This is a genomic window from Snodgrassella alvi wkB2, assembly GCF_000600005.1.
In the GTDB taxonomy this organism is placed as follows: Bacteria; Pseudomonadota; Gammaproteobacteria; order Burkholderiales; family Neisseriaceae; genus Snodgrassella; species Snodgrassella alvi.
In genome coordinates, this window is the sequence record NZ_CP007446.1 from 53,510 (window position 1) to 71,515 (window position 18,006).

Genomic DNA, 18,006 nt, shown 5'->3' on the forward strand with positions numbered 1-18,006 from the left:
ATTTATGCTCAAACAACGTATTCTTACTGCTTTGGTTTTACTGCCCTTAATGATAGGTATGTTGTTCGGGGCTAACAACAGTTTATGGGCTGCATTTAGCGGTCTGATTGCCTTACTGGCTTTATGGGAATATGCCCGTATTGCCCATTTCACTAACATACAGAATGCCCTCTATCTGCTGGTCAGCGCAGTAGGCGGTGGATGTCTTTATTTTTATTATCAGCAGACGGCATTACCACTCTGGACACAGATAATGGTTTTGCTGTTCTGGCTGATTATCGTACCAGTCTGGTTAAAATTTAAATGGAAGATCAAAGCCAACTTGTCTGGTGTCATGATTGGCTGGCTATTAATGGTACCTTTCTGGCAGGCGTTAATTTCCTTGCGGCCGGATACTAAAGCTGCCGGTGCTCTTTTATCGATCATGGCGTTAGTGTGGATTGCCGATATTGCTGCCTATTTTGTCGGAAGGGCTGTAGGTAAACGTAAACTGGCTCCAACTATCAGTCCGAATAAAAGCTGGGAAGGTGCTATTGGTGCTGTTATTTGCGTTGCTATCTATACAATTGTCCTGCAACAGCAAGGCTGGTTACCCTTTATTCTGCCTTGGTGGCAAACCCTGTGTCTGGCTTTTGTTCTGACTGCAGTCAGTATCTGCGGTGATTTGCTGGAAAGTTGGTTAAAGCGTGCCGGTGGTGTAAAAGACAGCAGCCAGCTTTTACCCGGACATGGTGGTGTGTTTGATCGGATAGATTCCCTGATTGCTGTACTGAGTGTTTATGCCGCTTTGATAGCCTGTTTTAGTGTAAAGTGATTTTTTGATGAGTGGTTATAATCCTGTATCTATAACTATTCTGGGAGCGACTGGCAGCATTGGCCAGAGTACTCTTGATGTTATTGGGCGCCATCCTGAACGGTTTTCTGTTTTTGCGTTAACCGCCCACCAGAAAATTGATCGTCTGGCAGAACTGTGTATCCGTTTTCGTCCAGTTTACGCTGTGGTTGCTACCGCTGCGCAGGCGGATGTTCTGCGAGTACAATTACAGACGGCTGCTGTTACCACAGAGGTTTTATTTGGAGAGCAGGCCCTGTGTGATGTTGCACAGGATAGTGAAACTAATGCTGTAATGGCTGCTATTGTGGGTGCCGCTGGCTTAAGACCTACATTAGCAGCAGCAAAAGCCGGTAAGACTATTTATCTGGCAAATAAAGAAACTCTGGTAGTCGCCGGTGCCTTATTTATGCAGACTGTTCAGCAGTACGGTGCACGGCTGTTACCTGTAGATAGTGAGCATAATGCTATTTTTCAGGCATTACCTGATAATTATCAGGGAAATTTGGAGCATGCTGGCGTAGCATCGCTGGTTTTAACGGCATCAGGTGGTCCTTTTCTGCATACTGCACTGGCAGATTTTGCGGCTATTACCCCTGAGGCTGCAATATGCCATCCAAACTGGCAGATGGGTCGCAAAATTTCTGTTGATTCAGCTAGTATGATGAATAAGGGCCTTGAGTTAATAGAGGCTCACTGGTTATTTAATGCTGCTGCTGAACAGCTGGAAGTGATTATTCATCCGCAAAGTGTGATACACAGTATGGTTCGTTATCGGGATGGTTCTGTACTGGCTCAAATGGGTAAACCGGATATGCGTATTCCGATTGCACATTGTCTGGGCTTACCAGACAGAATTGATTCAGGGGTTGAACAGCTGGATTTTACCAGTTTAAGTGGTTTACACTTTTTGGCACCGGATTTCGTGCGTTTTCCATGCCTGAAGCTGGCTTATGATGTATTACACAGCAATCATCCGGCCAGTTCATGTGTGCTGAATGCAGCTAATGAAGTTGCCGTAGCTGCCTTTCTGGACAGAAACATTCAGTTTGTTGATATAGCGTCAGTTGTTGATAACTGTCTGCAATATTTTAGCGGGCAAACTGCGTCTTCTATAGAAGAACTATTGCAACTTGATACACGGGTGCGTAGTGTAGCTAGTGCATGGATAGCTGGCCGGTCTGCCGGATGAGAACAGGATAAACCATGTTATTAACCATATTTGCTTTTATTGTAGCAATTTTACTGCTGGTAAGTTTGCACGAATTAGGCCATCTGATTGTGGCTCGCTGGTGTGGTGTTAAAGTACTGCGTTTTAGTATTGGTTTTGGTAAACCATTTTTTTGTTTAAAACGCGGCAATATCGAATGGTGTCTGGCACCCATCCCTCTCGGGGGTTATGTCAAAATGGTTGATACCCGTGAAGGAGATGTCAGTGAAGCTGATTTACCTTATGCTTTTGATAAGCAGCATCCTCTTAAACGTATTGCAATCGTTGTTGCCGGCCCGTTGACCAACTTGATATTAGCAGTACTGCTGTATGCAGCAAGTTTCAGTATAGGCGGTATTACTCAAATTCGCCCTTGGGTGGGTATGGTTGAGCCAGCTACAGTAGCTGCTGATGCAGGTTTTCAGCAAGGCGACCGTATCAATAGCGTTAACGGACAGGCTGTCACAGACTGGACGGATGCTCAGGCTAAAATTATGCTTAATCTGGATAGCGGCAAAGTTCAGGTTGATGTTATCAATGCAGCCGGACAACCGCAGCAGCGGCAACTGAATATTGCCGGTACCGATGCTGCTGCTAATGTTGCCAAAACTGGATATCTGGGTATTGCACCTTTCAAAGTTATTAATCAGATAGGTATGGTTATACCGGATAGTGTCGCAGCTAAAGCTGGTCTGCGTACAGGTGATATCTTATTAACCATTAACGGACGCAAACTTACTGGCTGGCAGGATTGGGTAGACAGTATCCGGGCCAGTGCCGGTGCAAAACTTGACATTAGTTATCAGCGAAGCGGACAGATTCTGCAAACTAGCCTGCGACCGGAATCAGTGCTTGAAAAGGGAGCAATAATTGGTCAGGTTGGTGTAGGTGCCATGCGTGATAAAACATGGGATGCCCAGATTCGCCAGCATTATCAGCCTGGTTTTTTTGAATCTGCACGATTGGCTATGCAACGCACGTGGGATTACATTACACTTACTCTTTCCATGTTTGCCAAATTACTTACTGGTCAGGCGTCACTGCATTATCTTTCCGGTCCATTGACTATTGCAGATGTGGCTGGCAAAACTGCTGCTATGGGCTGGCAAAGTTATACAGAATTTCTGGCTCTGGTCAGCGTAAGTCTTGGCGTACTCAATTTATTACCCGTTCCCGTATTAGACGGGGGGCATTTACTGTATTATGCCATCGAGTGGATTCGTGGCAGACCCCTGAGTTTGCGTATACAGGAAATGGGGTTGCGTTTTGGTATTGCTGCCATGTTAATGTTAATGCTGGTGGCTTTCTTCAATGATATTACCCGTTTGTTTGGATGAATGATGAAATTAAAACAGATTACTGTCAGTTTAATGGCTCTGGGCCTGTCTTCACTGGCTTTAGCAGTAGAACCGTTTACCATAAAAGACATTCGGGTAGAGGGTTTACAGCGTACAGCTCCCACAACTGTTTTCAGTTACCTTCCGGTTAAAATCGGTGATACTTTTACCGATACGGAGGGTGAAGAGATTATCAAAAAACTGTATGCGACAGGTTTTTTTGATGATGTACGGGTTGAAACCATGGGTAATCAGGTCCTGTTAACTGTAGTGGAACGGCCAATTATCAGCAGCTTTGATGTTACTGGCGGTAAATCCATCAATAATAATGATATTAAGAAAAACCTGAGTGGTTTTGGTCTGGGGCAATCACGCGTATTTAATCCGGCTACATTGGAGCAGGCAATAATAGGTTTGCAGGATGCCTATCGCCAGCGTGGTAAAAATGCGGTAAAAATTACTCCCAAGGTTACCAGACTGGAACGTAATCGTGTTGCACTTGAGCTGAAAATAGATGAAGGTGCAACGACAACCATCAAATCAATTAATTTTAGTGGTAATAAACACTATTCTGCCCATACTTTGCGTAAACAGATGTCATTAAGCCAGAAAAGCTGGACAAGCTGGTTAACCAGAGATGATCGTTATTCAGATACCCAGTTACAGCAGGATCTGGATAAAATCAATAATTATTATCAGGATCATGGGTATCTGAATTTCCGTATTGCTGATGTTAAAGTAAACAGCAGTGAAGATAAAACTGCTCAGATGATTAACATCACAGTAAATGAAGGCGAACGCTATCGCTGGGGTAATGTAACTGTTGGCGGTGATACCCGTGAAGTACCAGCAGAATCATTACAGCAACTGGTTAAAATCAAACCGGGAAGATGGTATAACCGCTCACAGATGATTAATATTATCAGAGCCATTCAGGACAAAATGGGTAGCTCAGGTTATGCTTTCTGTCAGGTAGATGTTCGTTCTGTAACTAATGAGAATACACATGTTGTCGATTTTGTACTGAATGTTGTTCCTGATCGTAAAGTCTATGTTAATCAGATCAATATTACAGGTAACAACAAAACCCGTGATGAGGTACTACGGCGAGAATTGCGGCAAATGGAACGCGCTCCCTATGATGTATCGAAAATTAATCGTTCCAAAGAGCGTGTTCAGCAATTAGGCTATTTTGATAATGCTCAAGTAGATGTTAAGCCTGTAGCAGGTACACCAGATCAGGTTGATCTGGATATGAGTGTCAAAGAGAGATCAACCGGTTCTATTAATGTTGGTGCCGGCTGGGCGCAGGATGACGGTTTGCTGCTGTCAGCAGGTATTGCACAGGATAATTTGTTTGGTACTGGTAAATCGGCCAGTCTGCAACTATCCCGCTCCAAGGTTAATCAGGTTGCGGCTCTTTCCTTTACTGATCCGTATTTCACTCCTGATGGTGTCAGTCTGGGGTATAACCTATACTACCGTGGTTATAACCCCAGCAAATCAGACAGTAACTCAATGGACTATAAAACCACAACCATCGGCGCAGCAATGACCATGGGCGTACCGATTACCGAGTATGATCGGGTTAATTTTAGTCTTGGTGCAGAGCATCTGGCCGTTAACTTATATGGCGAATATGCGCCGCAGCGTTATGCTGAATTTGTTCAGAAATATGGTAAAGATAACTGGATATTAAAAGGTACTGTCGGCTGGGGTCGTAACACTACAGACAGTTCATTATGGCCTACTCGCGGCTACATAATGAATGCTAATATTAACAGTGGTTTACCCGGCGGCGATTTACAATATTACAGCATTAGTCATGACCAGCGCTGGTATTTCCCGATAAATAAAAACTTTACCCTTATGCTATACGGACAGCTTGGTTATGCGGATGGCTATGGAAAAACCAAGGATTTGCCATTTATGTATGCTTTTAATGGCGGTGGTTTAGGTTCAGTACGGGGTTATGAGTCTGGTACACTTGGTCCGAAATACTTTAACCGATACAGTGACGGTTCATATAGTAGTGATTCCAGCAGTTATGGTGGTAATTATATTGCTACTGCAACTGCAGAACTGTTGTTCCCGTTTCCGGGAATTAAAGATCAGCATACTGTTCGCCTCAGCATGTTTGCAGATGCCGGTAGTGTGTGGGATAACAAAACTTATAACTATTATGATGAAAAAAATCCTTATGGCGGCTCCAAAACACATAAATCAAGTATTGGTAACGAAGTACGCTATTCTGCTGGTTTAGCTGTTACCTGGTTGTCACCTATGGGACCACTGAAATTCAGTTATGCTTATCCAATTCATAAGAAATCGGAAGATCAGATACAACGCTTCCAGTTCCAGTTGGGAACTACGTTCTAATCGCAGCTAGATAAGGACAAATTTATGTTTAAAAAAATTGTTTTAACATTTGCTGCTGTGCTTTCCTGCTCTTTTGCATGGGCAGAAAGTATACAAAAGCTCGGCTTTATTGATACCAGCCGTGTTTATCAGCAATCTGTTCAGGCTCAGTCTATTCAGAAAGATCTTGATAAAGAATTTGCGCCGTTGCAGAAAAAACTGCAAGTCATGCAAGCTGAAGGGCTGAAATTAAAAGAAGCAATTGAATCAGGGAAAGTTCCGGCGGCCGAACGAGAAGCAAAAATAAAACAAATGCTGCAAATGGATGAACAATATAAAGAAGCAGCTGCAAAACTGGCAGAAGATTACAACCTGCGTCGTAATGAAGAGTTTGCCTCACTTCAGCAAAATGCCAATAAAGTTATTATCGAAATGGCACGAAAAGAGGGTTATGACCTTATCATTCAGGATGCCATATTTGTCAACAGTAAATTTGACATTACTGATGCCGTTATCAAAGCATTAAACGCACAAAAACAGTAGGCAGAATTATATGGCTGTAAACCCAATAACCGCAGCCGCTCTAGTTGAACAACTGGGCGGACAATTGCGTGGCAGTGATGTCATTGTTACCAGAATCACTTCATTACAACAGGCACAGGCAAACGATATCAGCTTTCTCAGTAATCCCCGCTTGCGTGCAGAGGCATTGGCCAGCAAGGCTGGAGTACTGATAGTTACCGAAAAATCTGCCGAAGTTTTAACTGATCGTACACTGATTGTTACTGATGATCCTTATCTCTACTTTGCCCAAGTTGCCCGTTTGTTTCATCCTCGCATTCAGGCTAAAGCATCTATCCATCCCAGTGCAGTAGTTGCACCATCTGCAAAAATTGCAGCCAGTTGCGAAATTGGTGCTCATGTTGTTATTGGCGAGCGCTGTATCATTGGTGAAAACACACGCATTCTGGCTGGCGCTGTTATTGAAGATGATTGTACGGTTGGTAATGACTGTGTTATTCATGCTAATGTAACCATTTATCATGGTTGTATACTGGGTAACCGGGTAGAACTGCATTCGGGATGTGTTATTGGTGCTGATGGGTTCGGTTTTGCATGGGACAAACAGAAAAATGAATGGTTTAAAATTGTTCAGACCGGTTGCGTGATTCTTGGCGATGATGTCGAAATTGGAGCCAACACCACAATTGACCGCGGAGCAATTGAAAACACCATCATAGAAAATGATGCCAAAATTGATAATCAGGTGATGATTGGCCATAACGGCAAAATCGGTGCTCATGTAGCTATTGTAGCCTGTACAGGCATTGCCGGTAGTACAGAAGTTGGTGCTTATTCAGTTATCGGCGGTGCAGCAATGATTGGTGGTCATTTACACATTCCGCCGAAAACAACTATTGGTGCTGCTACAGCTGTCAGTCACAGTATTAAGGAAAGCGGATACTATGCTTCTATTTTTCCGTTACAAAAACATAGTGACTGGGTAAAAAATGCTGCCCATATTCGTCATTTACATGAAATGAGTCAAAAAATAAAAGCCTTGGAACATCAATTAGCCGAATTAAACGGCAATTCATCAAACCAACAGGATTAAAGCAATGGATTGGTCTTTACCTTTAGATATTCGTACCCTGCAGAAATTATTACCTCATCGTTATCCGTTTTTACTGATTGATCGTGTTATCGCTTACGACAGTGAAGCCATGACTTTGAGTGCAATTAAAAATGTCACAGCTAATGAACCCTTTTTTCTTGGTCATTTTCCTGATTTTCCGGTTATGCCTGGTGTGTTGATTATTGAAGCTATGGCACAGGCATGTGGAACACTGGCTATTTTAAGTCATGGCGGTCGTGACGATGATGAAATTTATTTTTTTGTAGGCATCGATAATGCCCGTTTCAAGCGTCAGGTTGTCCCCGGCGATCAGCTGAAATTCGAAGTTAAATTATTGGCAAACAAACGTGATATCGGTAAATTCAAGGCTGTTGCTTTAGTAGATAATCAGGTTGCAGCAGAAGCTGAAATCATGTGTGCCAAACGCAAGGTAGAAAAATAAAAAATACATCACTAAAAATATTAATCATCTATGATTAAACTAGTCGTTAACCACGACAGCAGGAAATATACATGACGCAGATTCATCCCACAGCCATTATTGATCCCAAAGCAGAACTCGATAGTAGCGTATCTGTGGGAGCCTATACCATAATCGGTGCAAATGTGCAGATTGGAGCCAATACCGATATCGGACCGCATGTTGTTATTGACGGGCACACTACTATTGGTGAAGGCAATCGAATTTTTCAGTTTGCTTCACTGGGAGCAATCCCGCAAGATAAAAAATACCATGGGGAACCAACAAGACTTATTATTGGTAACCATAACACCATCCGTGAATTTACCACTTTCAATACGGGTACCGTTACCGGTATTGGTGAAACTCGTATAGGTGATGATAACTGGATAATGGCTTATGTTCATTTGGCTCATGACTGTGTTGTCGGCAATCATACAGTTTTTGCCAACAATGCATCACTTGCAGGACACGTTGTCATCGGTAACTATGTAATACTGGGTGGCTTCTCACTTGTACATCAATTTTGTCAAATTGGCGATTATGCTATGACAGCTTTTGCTGCCGGTGTGCATAAAGATGTGCCCCCGTATGTTATGGCTGCTGGTTATCGTGCCGAGCCAGCCGGACTTAACACTGAAGGTTTACGCCGGCACCAATTTACATCAGAACAAATTGCCAACATCAAACGTCTGTATAAAATTCTTTACCGCCAGGGATTGGCTTATGCTGATGCTAAAGCCAGAATTATTGCTGAAGCAGATTCAGCACCTGAGTTACATGTGTTTAAAGAATTTTTTGCACAATCAACACGTGGCATTATTCGTTAGATCAGGCGAAATACAACAGGTAGATAATCAACAATTAATCTACCTGTTTTACATTTAAAGATAGAAATCCAGATACAGATATTTAATAGATGGATTATTTAATAATCTAGAAAATTTTTACATCAAATTTACTACATAACAATATCTAAATTTTACAAGTTATTTTAATAAGTACCTCAGAAAAATCTGCTGAATAATAAACTCTGTTATTCCATAACTCTGGAAAGCAATATTGATATATTGCTTTTATTAATACTTATATCGTGAAAATTTCATTATAAATATAAAAGGGAGAATCAATCGTTTGAATGGTTATAAATATATTTTTTGAAATATTGGACATCATCAGTTCAGCACTTTTCTAAAAACAAATAAAAAAGAAAAGGGCGGTGATAAAAGACTAAGGAAAAAATGACATCATGTATATTTTATTAGTGCCTATATTATCGATTATATGAATAGTCTCCACTCAGTAATATGATATTCCTTCCCACTAGAAATAATATACGCAACTATATTGATATCAGTAATTATGAATAATTATTTAATATGCGCAAACGGATACAAAAATAGTTTAGGTATTTAATTATGATGTCAAATTTTATTGTAGTATTATTTAATTAAATGTATTGAAATAAAAATAATCTATTAAAAAATGGACTTTCCTCGATAGAAAGTCCATTTAATAGAATTATATTGAGATATTTAATTTACGATTTATCTTCCGTAACAAAGCCAACTTTTACCAAACCTGCATCCCGAGCAGCGGCTAATACCTGAGCAACATGATCATAAGCAACGTGTTTATCAGCAGCTATCGCCAGTACTAGTTCTGGATCTGCCTGAGCCTTTAGATGTAAATCATTTTTTAGTTGAGTTAGGGAAAGTGTTTGTTCGCCTAATTTATATTGCCCGTCAGCACCAATCGATAAGCGTAATGGAGATTTTGGTTCTGTTTGCTCCGTAGGATTAGCGGTGGTAGGTAAAGTTAACGGGATGGAATGAGTTAATACTGGCATCGTAATCATAAAGACAATCAAGAGTACCAGCATTACATCAACCAGCGGCGTTACATTAATATCAGCTGATTCATGTACCTCATCATCACTGAAATGACCGAATGCCATCACTATTCCTCATTATTTAATAATTGTGCATGTAAATCATGAGCAAAACCATCAAGATCACGACTTAAATTTTTCTTGCTGCGTACCAGACCATTGTAAAACAGTAAAGCCGGAATCGCTGCAAATAAACCTATGGCGGTAGAAATTAATGCCTCACCTATAGGACCAGCTACAGCAGCAATACTCATCTGTCCGCTATGGCCAATATTAATTAAAGCATGATAAATACCCCATACAGTACCAAATAATCCGATAAATGGAGCACTTGAACTTATTGATGCCAATACAGTCAGTCCACTCTCATAGTGGCGCATAATCTGTTCCATACTATTACGAATCTGACTGGTAAGGTAGCGGTTAAAAGGCATGGCCGCAGCCAAAGAATGATTAGCTTTATCATGATAAAGCTTACTTGCGTGTAATGCATCACGAGTCAGTAAAGCCACCGGTGAATGGTTTTCAGCCAGTTCATGTTGCAATTGAACCAGATTCTCAGCTGTCTCAAAGCAATTTAAAGCTATGCGATTATCCCGCCTTGCGCACCATAAACTCCAGCATCGAACCAAAGCAATAATCCAGGTTATAATGCTCATCAAGACAAGAATAGCCAGAACAGTTAGCAAAATCCAACCGCTTTGAGCATAAATTGAAGCAATATTACCATCCATAAGAATAATTACCTTCAAAGTTAATAATGATTTAACTAAATCATTTAAAATACAAAAATTACATTACTTATCGTTATTTTTTATCAATCTGATATTTTGAATTTTATATTAAACTGATAGTTATAAGAGATTGGAATACCACCGCGCGTAGCTGGTTTAAAACGATATCTCAGTATTGCCTGCTTAGCAGCCCGGTCAAGACGGCTATAGCCACTACTTTTACTTATAGTGACATTAAGTGCTTTTCCGTCTGCACCTACATAAACCTTTATACCCACCACACCTTCTTCCCCATTACTCCGAGAATCATACGGATAATCCGGGTTTAATGCAGCCAGATAACCTCCCTGATATTCTTTTGGCACAACTAAGCTACCAGCAGACTGATCACTGCTGTTTTTACCATTTGCAGATTTGGAATCTGATTTTCCGCCAGTATTTGCAGAAGTAGCATCTGGAACATTGTTGCTAGGTGCAGGCGCTATTGGCGATGATTTTGCTACTGCAGGTATCAGCTTCGGTTCATCCTCTTTGGGTGGAGTAACTTTAAATTGACTTTGTACTTTGCTAGTTGCTACAGGTTTTATCAGAGTTTTTTCAGGTAGCACTTTTCTAGGCGGTGTTTTTACCGTCTGTTTATGCACAACATGCTGTTGAGATTCGGGTTGTTGAGGAACATCGTCAGCAATCTTGCCAGCCATATCCGAGCTTATACCTAAATCAACAAAATTCAGTGCTTGTATATTATTATCAACTTTAATCTGCTGTTCATTAAATGCTATTGTCCAAAATAAAATAGCATGTACGCCCAGCACTAAAATAACAATTAAAAAATTGACTTTGCGTTGGTTTTCCATATCATTGCATGATAATAGAAACCATTATTATTTGCAATATAACTTAACACTAAAACATAAGAGTGCGTTAATCAGTTAGATTGGGCAATTTATAAGCTTGTTAAAGCGTAAACAGATCGTATTTAAAGCTTTAATTAATACACCTATATACAATTATCAAAACAATATAATTATGACTTGATTCTACTTAATATTTAAAAACAAAATATAAGATTAATTAAAATAGAAAATTATCTGATTATCGGAATTAATTTAGAACTATTAATTAAAGGTAACAGAAAAACCGCTTTATCTTTATATATATCTATATCTCTAAATTTAGCTAATACTATTCTGACAAAATCAAAATATAAAAAAACAGCAACAGACTAAAGTTAGAAAAATAGCTATAGGATACATCTATATAGTATAGAGTTCATAAAGTACAAGATAAAAGTTAAGTTAATTATTTAATTGATATATTTTAACAACAAAAAAGTTTACTGAAGCTCTATTATAGAAACGATAGCCTTAAATATATCTAAATTAAATTTGGTTTAATCAATAAAGCCTGAGTCGAAGTAGTTCACAATAATTTAAAGTGAGTATATGAAAGTGCCAAATACAAATAAATATAAGAAGAGTCATCTAGTCACAAGTAAAAGGAAATAGAGGGTATAAACAAGTCAACATCCCTATCGGCAGATAGCGGAGTCAAATAAAACAGCAAAGACTGAGTCAAAGGCACCAAAAATAAACACAGGAAAAACAGTTGAATGAGGAGAAAGTCAAAAATAAATGCAGGCAGGAGTTGACAGGGGATTTGTGGAGGCGTATAGTTCGCCTTCTTCGCTGATGACGCGACACGAAACAAACGAACAGTTTAAAGTAGAACGCAGTCGAAAGCAACGCTCTTTAACAGAACAGATTACCGATAAGTGTGAGTGCCAAGCGGCCTCACACTGATTCAGAGAGACAAGATAAAAACATTTCTTGTCAATAACTTTGAAGCAGACCAGTGAAACCGGAGGGAACTTCGGGATTACAAAAAGCTAAGATTAAACATAAGAGTTTGATCCTGGCTCAGATTGAACGCTGGCGGCATGCTTTACACATGCAAGTCGAACGGCAGCACGGAGAGCTTGCTCTCTGGTGGCGAGTGGCGAACGGGTGAGTAATGCATCGGAACGTACCGAGTAATGGGGGATAACTGTCCGAAAGGATGGCTAATACCGCATACGCCCTGAGGGGGAAAGCGGGGGATCGAAAGACCTCGCGTTATTTGAGCGGCCGATGTTGGATTAGCTAGTTGGTGGGGTAAAGGCCTACCAAGGCGACGATCCATAGCGGGTCTGAGAGGATGATCCGCCACATTGGGACTGAGACACGGCCCAAACTCCTACGGGAGGCAGCAGTGGGGAATTTTGGACAATGGGGGGAACCCTGATCCAGCCATGCCGCGTGTCTGAAGAAGGCCTTCGGGTTGTAAAGGACTTTTGTTAGGGAAGAAAAGCCGGGTGTTAATACCACCTGGTGCTGACGGTACCTAAAGAATAAGCACCGGCTAACTACGTGCCAGCAGCCGCGGTAATACGTAGGGTGCGAGCGTTAATCGGAATTACTGGGCGTAAAGCGAGCGCAGACGGTTAATTAAGTCAGATGTGAAATCCCCGAGCTCAACTTGGGACGTGCATTTGAAACTGGTTAACTAGAGTGTGTCAGAGGGAGGTAGAATTCCACGTGTAGCAGTGAAATGCGTAGAGATGTGGAGGAATACCGATGGCGAAGGCAGCCTCCTGGGATAACACTGACGTTCATGCTCGAAAGCGTGGGTAGCAAACAGGATTAGATACCCTGGTAGTCCACGCCCTAAACGATGACAATTAGCTGTTGGGACACTAGATGTCTTAGTAGCGAAGCTAACGCGTGAAATTGTCCGCCTGGGGAGTACGGTCGCAAGATTAAAACTCAAAGGAATTGACGGGGACCCGCACAAGCGGTGGATGATGTGGATTAATTCGATGCAACGCGAAGAACCTTACCTGGTCTTGACATGTACGGAATCTCTTAGAGATAGGAGAGTGCCTTCGGGAACCGTAACACAGGTGCTGCATGGCTGTCGTCAGCTCGTGTCGTGAGATGTTGGGTTAAGTCCCGCAACGAGCGCAACCCTTGTCATTAGTTGCCATCATTAAGTTGGGCACTCTAATGAGACTGCCGGTGACAAACCGGAGGAAGGTGGGGATGACGTCAAGTCCTCATGGCCCTTATGACCAGGGCTTCACACGTCATACAATGGTCGGTACAGAGGGTAGCGAAGCCGCGAGGTGAAGCCAATCTCAGAAAGCCGATCGTAGTCCGGATTGCACTCTGCAACTCGAGTGCATGAAGTCGGAATCGCTAGTAATCGCAGGTCAGCATACTGCGGTGAATACGTTCCCGGGTCTTGTACACACCGCCCGTCACACCATGGGAGTGGGGGATACCAGAATTGGGTAGACTAACCGCAAGGAGGTCGCTTAACACGGTATGCTTCATGACTGGGGTGAAGTCGTAACAAGGTAGCCGTAGGGGAACCTGCGGCTGGATCACCTCCTTTCTAGAGAAAAGAAGGGGCTGATTGGCATTCACACTTATCGGTAAACTGAAAAGATGCGAGAAGAGACTGAATAAACTGGGTTTGTAGCTCAGCTGGTTAGAGCACACGCTTGATAAGCGTGGGGTCGGAGGTTCAAGTCCTCCCAGACCCACCACTTATTTAAGGACAGAGGGGGCATAGCTCAGTTGGTAGAGCACCTGCTTTGCAAGCAGGGGGTCATCGGTTCGATCCCGTTTGCCTCCACCACCACTCTGAGGAGGTTGGGTTCAGTAAAATACTTTGGAAATTAAAGGCAGTTCAGAGAGCTGATTTTAATTTGCGAAGTAACGCATCGATCTTTAACAAATTGGAAAGCCGAAATCAACAAACAAAGATTGGAGCATAGAACTGATTCTGGAGACAGAAGAAGAGAAGTGCTGCAAGAATTGGGTGATGATTGTATCGCTGAACAACGAGCACAAAAGGCGTTGTTCAGACAACCAAAGCAGTAAGCTTTATGAGAGTAAAGGCCTTAAGTCAGAGATACTAGTCAACGGTATGCTGACGAAGTCAGGAGGTTCTTGAAATGATAGAGTCAAGTGAATAAGTGCATCAGGTGGATGCCTTGGCGATGATAGGCGAAGAAGGACGTGTAAGCCTGCGAAAAGCGTGGGGGAGCTGGCAATAGAGCTGTGATCCCGCGATATCCGAATGGGGAAACCCACCATGTATAAGCATGGTATCCTGTACTGAATACATAGGTACAGAGAAGCGAACCTGGAGAACTGAACCATCTAAGTACCCAGAGGAAAAGAAATCAACCGAGATTGCGCAAGTAGTGGCGAGCGAACGCGCAGGAGCCAGTATATGATAGTCACTGAGATAGAAGAACAAGCTGGGAAGCTTGGCCGTAGAGGGTGATAGCCCCGTATTCGAAATTTCAGAGGCGGTACTAAGTATACGAAAAGTAGGGCGGGACACGAGAAATCCTGTCTGAAGATGGGGGGACCATCCTCCAAGGCTAAATACTCATCATCGACCGATAGTGAACCAGTACCGTGAGGGAAAGGCGAAAAGAACCCCGGGAGGGGAGTGAAATAGAACCTGAAACCTGATGCATACAAACAGTGGGAGCGGAGCAATCCGTGACTGCGTACCTTTTGTATAATGGGTCAACGACTTACATTCAGTAGCGAGCTTAACCGATTAGGGGAGGCGCAGGGAAACCGAGTCTTAATAGGGCGTTGAGTTGCTGGGTGTAGACCCGAAACCGAGTGATCTATCCATGGCCAGGTTGAAGGTGCCGTAACAGGTACTGGAGGACCGAACCCACGCATGTTGCAAAATGCGGGGATGAGCTGTGGATAGGGGTGAAAGGCTAAACAAACTCGGAGATAGCTGGTTCTCCCCGAAAACTATTTAGGTAGTGCCTCGAGCAAGACACTGATGGGGGTAAAGCACTGTTATGGCTAGGGGGTCATTGCGACTTACCAACCCATGGCAAACTAAGAATACCATCAAGTGGTTCCTCGGGAGACAGACATCGGGTGCTAACGTCCGGTGTCAAGAGGGAAACAACCCAGACCGCCAGCTAAGGTCCCAAATGACAGATTAAGTGGTAAACGAAGTGGGAAGGCCCAGACAGCCAGGATGTTGGCTTAGAAGCAGCCATCATTTAAAGAAAGCGTAATAGCTCACTGGTCGAGTCGTCCTGCGCGGAAGATGTAACGGGGCTCAAATCTGTAACCGAAGCTGCGGATGTCAGTTAACTGGCATGGTAGGGGAGCGTTCTGTAGGCCGAAGAAGGTGTGTTGAGAAGCATGCTGGAGGTATCAGAAGTGCGAATGTTGACATGAGTAGCGATAAACAGGGTGAAAAGCCCTGTCGCCGAAAACCCAAGGTTTCCTACGCAACGTTCATCGGCGTAGGGTGAGTCGGCCCCTAAGGCAAGGCAGAGATGCGTAGTCGATGGGAAACAGGTTAATATTCCTGTACTTGATTCAAATGCGATGTGGGGACGGAGAAGGTTAGGTCATCGATCTGTTGGAATAGATCGTTTAAGCCGGTAGGTGGAGCACTTAGGCAAATCCGGGTGCTCAACACCGAGAAGTGATGACGAGTGTCTACGGACACGAAGTGACTGATACCACGCTTCCAGGAAAAGCCACTAAGCTACAGTTTGAATGAAACCGTACCGCAAACCGACACAGGTGGGTAGGATGAGAATTCTAAGGCGCTTGAGAGAACTCAGGAGAAGGAACTCGGCAAATTGATACCGTAACTTCGGGAGAAGGTATGCCTCTTATGGTGAAGGATTTACTCCGTAAGCTATGAGAGGTCGCAGAGAATAGGTGGCTGCGACTGTTTAATAAAAACACAGCACTCTGCAAACACGAAAGTGGACGTATAGGGTGTGACGCCTGCCCGGTGCTGGAAGGTTAATTGAAGATGTGCAAGCATCGGATCGAAGCCCCAGTAAACGGCGGCCGTAACTATAACGGTCCTAAGGTAGCGAAATTCCTTGTCGGGTAAGTTCCGACCCGCACGAATGGCGTAACGATGGCCACACTGTCTCCTCCTGAGACTCAGCGAAGTTGAAATGGTTGTGAAGATGCAATCTCCCCGCTGCTAGACGGAAAGACCCCGTGAACCTTTACTGTAGCTTTGCATTGGACTTTGAAGTCACTTGTGTAGGATAGGTGGGAGGCTAAGAAGCAGGAACGCCAGTTCTTGCGGAGCCGTCCTTGAAATACCACCCTGGTGACTTTGAGGTTCTAACCCGGATCCATAATCTGGATCGGGGACCGTGCATGGTAGGCAGTTTGACTGGGGCGGTCTCCTCCCAAAGAGTAACGGAGGAGTTCGAAGGTTACCTAGGTCCGGTCGGAAATCGGACTGATAGTACAATGGCACAAGGTAGCTTAACTGCGAGACCGACAAGTCGAGCAGGTGCGAAAGCAGGACATAGTGATCCGGTGGTTCTGAATGGAAGGGCCATCGCTCAACGGATAAAAGGTACTCCGGGGATAACAGGCTGATTCCGCCCAAGAGTTCATATCGACGGCGGAGTTTGGCACCTCGATGTCGGCTCATCACATCCTGGGGCTGTAGTCGGTCCCAAGGGTATGGCTGTTCGCCATTTAAAGTGGTACGTGAGCTGGGTTTAAAACGTCGTGAGACAGTTTGGTCCCTATCTGCAGTGGGCGTTGGAAGTTTGACGGGGGCTGCTCCTAGTACGAGAGGACCGGAGTGGACGAACCTCTGGTGTACCGGTTGTGACGCCAGTCGCATCGCCGGGTAGCTAAGTTCGGAAGAGATAAACGCTGAAAGCATCTAAGCGTGAAACTCGCCTGAAGATGAGACTTCCCCAGGGATTTAATCCCTCTGAAGAGACGTTCGAGACCAGGACGTTGATAGGTCGGGTGTGGAAGAGTGGTAACACTTGGAGCTAACCGATACTAATTGCTCGTGAGGCTTGACTCTATCATTTGAAGAACTTCGTGCAGTAAATGCACAGAATGATAAAGCTTACTGATGAATACACATCATCACCGAGATTAAGGCTTTCTGATTTGACAGTTTAATGTCTGGCGGCCATAGCGGGTTGGTCCCACGCCTTCCCATCCCGAACAGGACCGTGAAACGACCTAGCGCCGATGATAGTATGGATTGCCCATGTGAAAGTAGGACACCGCCAGACTCCCCATAGAAGAACCCGGTTGATTAGTCAACCGGGTTTCTTACTTTAAGTACTGAGAAGTACCACAGAAGAAAAAACAATACCGCAGCAGCCTGATGGCTGCTGTTGCTGTATCTAGGTCAGAGAGGGGAAGGACTGCTGACGCAGTGCTTCGTAAAGGACGATAGCGGCGGCGTTGGACAGGTTCAGTGAGCGGATGTGCTCTGACTGCGGAATTCGCAGACACTGCTCAGCGCGTGCCTGTGCGAATGCTTGGGGCAGTCCGGTGGTTTCGCGACCGAAGAGAAAGTAGATTTGCTGACAGGTAGACTTGTGAATTAGTCTGAGTTTCGGTTATCCCGATGAACATTTTAAATTTCACTGCTATAAGTACTATGTACTATAGCTTTGGATACAAGCTTTAGTGGCTGAAATATAATTTAGGAAAAATTAAA

The 18,006-nt window shown here is 43.5% G+C and carries 12 protein-coding genes, 2 tRNA genes and 3 rRNA genes; 13 read left to right on the top strand and 4 right to left on the bottom strand.

Annotation, left to right across the window (positions count from 1 at the left end; genetic code table 11):
- The first annotated feature begins 4 nt into the window (after positions 1 to 4).
- The 8 genes from SALWKB2_RS00215 to lpxA all read left to right on the top strand — a co-directional run bounded on the left by SALWKB2_RS00215 (position 5) and on the right by lpxA (position 8,663).
- Positions 5 to 814 carry a phosphatidate cytidylyltransferase gene (locus SALWKB2_RS00215; protein ID WP_025329699.1) on the top strand — a complete coding sequence of 270 codons (810 nt, stop codon included), beginning with the start codon at positions 5 to 7 and terminating at the stop codon, positions 812 to 814.
- 7 nt (positions 815 to 821) lie between these two features.
- The gene (gene ispC, locus SALWKB2_RS00220) at positions 822 to 2,024 is read left to right on the top strand and encodes a 1-deoxy-D-xylulose-5-phosphate reductoisomerase (RefSeq protein ID WP_025329700.1); all 1,203 of its coding nucleotides are present in this window, start codon (positions 822 to 824) and stop codon (positions 2,022 to 2,024) included.
- A 14-nt stretch (positions 2,025 to 2,038) separates the two neighbouring features.
- Entirely contained in the window at positions 2,039 to 3,379 is a 1,341-nt protein-coding gene (gene rseP, locus SALWKB2_RS00225; protein WP_025329701.1) for an RIP metalloprotease RseP, read from the top strand.
- A 3-nt stretch (positions 3,380 to 3,382) separates the two neighbouring features.
- The gene (gene bamA / locus SALWKB2_RS00230) at positions 3,383 to 5,758 is read left to right on the top strand and encodes an outer membrane protein assembly factor BamA (RefSeq protein WP_025329702.1); all 2,376 of its coding nucleotides are present in this window, start codon (positions 3,383 to 3,385) and stop codon (positions 5,756 to 5,758) included.
- Between the two features lie 24 nt (positions 5,759 to 5,782).
- A complete protein-coding gene (locus SALWKB2_RS00235) occupies positions 5,783 to 6,280 on the top strand; it encodes an OmpH family outer membrane protein (protein WP_025329703.1) in 498 nt (165 codons plus the stop codon).
- A 10-nt stretch (positions 6,281 to 6,290) separates the two neighbouring features.
- Complete coding sequence (lpxD, locus tag SALWKB2_RS00240; protein WP_025329704.1) at positions 6,291 to 7,352, top strand: UDP-3-O-(3-hydroxymyristoyl)glucosamine N-acyltransferase; 1,062 nt, start codon at positions 6,291 to 6,293, stop codon at positions 7,350 to 7,352.
- A gap of 4 nt (positions 7,353 to 7,356) precedes the next feature.
- The gene (gene fabZ / locus SALWKB2_RS00245) at positions 7,357 to 7,815 is read left to right on the top strand and encodes a 3-hydroxyacyl-ACP dehydratase FabZ (RefSeq protein WP_025329705.1); all 459 of its coding nucleotides are present in this window, start codon (positions 7,357 to 7,359) and stop codon (positions 7,813 to 7,815) included.
- A gap of 71 nt (positions 7,816 to 7,886) precedes the next feature.
- Complete coding sequence (gene lpxA / locus SALWKB2_RS00250; RefSeq protein ID WP_025329706.1) at positions 7,887 to 8,663, top strand: acyl-ACP--UDP-N-acetylglucosamine O-acyltransferase; 777 nt, start codon at positions 7,887 to 7,889, stop codon at positions 8,661 to 8,663.
- 710 nt (positions 8,664 to 9,373) lie between these two features.
- Here the strand turns inward: lpxA and SALWKB2_RS00255 are convergent.
- The 3 genes from SALWKB2_RS00255 to SALWKB2_RS11495 all read right to left on the bottom strand — a co-directional run bounded on the left by SALWKB2_RS00255 (position 9,374) and on the right by SALWKB2_RS11495 (position 11,315).
- Positions 9,374 to 9,790, bottom strand: coding sequence for an ExbD/TolR family protein (locus tag SALWKB2_RS00255; protein ID WP_025329707.1), 417 nt, complete (start codon positions 9,788 to 9,790; stop codon positions 9,374 to 9,376).
- Between the two features lie 2 nt (positions 9,791 to 9,792).
- Entirely contained in the window at positions 9,793 to 10,458 is a 666-nt protein-coding gene (locus tag SALWKB2_RS00260) for a MotA/TolQ/ExbB proton channel family protein (protein ID WP_025329708.1), read from the bottom strand.
- Between the two features lie 83 nt (positions 10,459 to 10,541).
- Positions 10,542 to 11,315 (bottom strand): energy transducer TonB, encoded by a 774-nt coding sequence (locus tag SALWKB2_RS11495; RefSeq protein WP_025329709.1) that lies wholly within the window; start codon positions 11,313 to 11,315, stop codon positions 10,542 to 10,544.
- Positions 11,316 to 12,354: 1,039 nt separating this feature from the next.
- On the opposite strand from SALWKB2_RS11495, the gene SALWKB2_RS00270 reads away from it, so the two are divergent.
- The 5 genes from SALWKB2_RS00270 (at position 12,355) to rrf (ending at position 17,572) form a co-directional block, all read left to right on the top strand.
- Positions 12,355 to 13,893: ribosomal RNA gene (locus SALWKB2_RS00270) — 16S ribosomal RNA — on the top strand.
- A 77-nt stretch (positions 13,894 to 13,970) separates the two neighbouring features.
- A tRNA-Ile gene (locus tag SALWKB2_RS00275) sits at positions 13,971 to 14,047 on the top strand.
- Between the two features lie 16 nt (positions 14,048 to 14,063).
- Positions 14,064 to 14,139 (top strand) — tRNA-Ala (locus SALWKB2_RS00280).
- Between the two features lie 326 nt (positions 14,140 to 14,465).
- Positions 14,466 to 17,355 (top strand): 23S ribosomal RNA (locus SALWKB2_RS00285).
- 103 nt (positions 17,356 to 17,458) lie between these two features.
- A 5S ribosomal RNA gene (gene rrf, locus SALWKB2_RS00290) occupies positions 17,459 to 17,572 on the top strand.
- The 16S, 23S and 5S rRNA genes sit together here with 2 tRNA genes alongside, the layout of an rRNA operon.
- A gap of 114 nt (positions 17,573 to 17,686) precedes the next feature.
- On the opposite strand, the gene SALWKB2_RS11785 is transcribed toward rrf, so the two are convergent.
- Positions 17,687 to 17,890, bottom strand: a complete 204-nt coding sequence (locus SALWKB2_RS11785) for a tRNA (cytidine(34)-2'-O)-methyltransferase (protein ID WP_306216486.1) — start codon at positions 17,888 to 17,890, stop codon at positions 17,687 to 17,689.
- Positions 17,891 to 18,006 lie beyond the last annotated feature (116 nt).

What these genes read in the sequence shown, in the direction of transcription:
- SALWKB2_RS00215 (WP_025329699.1), top strand. Translation starts at nt 5, where the DNA reads ATGCTCAAACAACGTATTCTTACTGCTTTGGTTTTACTGCCCTTAATG.
- ispC (WP_025329700.1), top strand. Translation starts at nt 822, where the DNA reads ATGAGTGGTTATAATCCTGTATCTATAACTATTCTGGGAGCGACTGGC.
- rseP (WP_025329701.1), top strand. Translation starts at nt 2,039, where the DNA reads ATGTTATTAACCATATTTGCTTTTATTGTAGCAATTTTACTGCTGGTA.
- bamA (WP_025329702.1), top strand. Translation starts at nt 3,383, where the DNA reads ATGAAATTAAAACAGATTACTGTCAGTTTAATGGCTCTGGGCCTGTCT.
- SALWKB2_RS00235 (WP_025329703.1), top strand. Translation starts at nt 5,783, where the DNA reads ATGTTTAAAAAAATTGTTTTAACATTTGCTGCTGTGCTTTCCTGCTCT.
- lpxD (WP_025329704.1), top strand. Translation starts at nt 6,291, where the DNA reads ATGGCTGTAAACCCAATAACCGCAGCCGCTCTAGTTGAACAACTGGGC.
- fabZ (WP_025329705.1), top strand. Translation starts at nt 7,357, where the DNA reads ATGGATTGGTCTTTACCTTTAGATATTCGTACCCTGCAGAAATTATTA.
- lpxA (WP_025329706.1), top strand. Translation starts at nt 7,887, where the DNA reads ATGACGCAGATTCATCCCACAGCCATTATTGATCCCAAAGCAGAACTC.
- SALWKB2_RS00255 (WP_025329707.1), bottom strand. Translation starts at nt 9,790, where the DNA reads ATGGCATTCGGTCATTTCAGTGATGATGAGGTACATGAATCAGCTGAT.
- SALWKB2_RS00260 (WP_025329708.1), bottom strand. Translation starts at nt 10,458, where the DNA reads ATGGATGGTAATATTGCTTCAATTTATGCTCAAAGCGGTTGGATTTTG.
- SALWKB2_RS11495 (WP_025329709.1), bottom strand. Translation starts at nt 11,315, where the DNA reads ATGGAAAACCAACGCAAAGTCAATTTTTTAATTGTTATTTTAGTGCTG.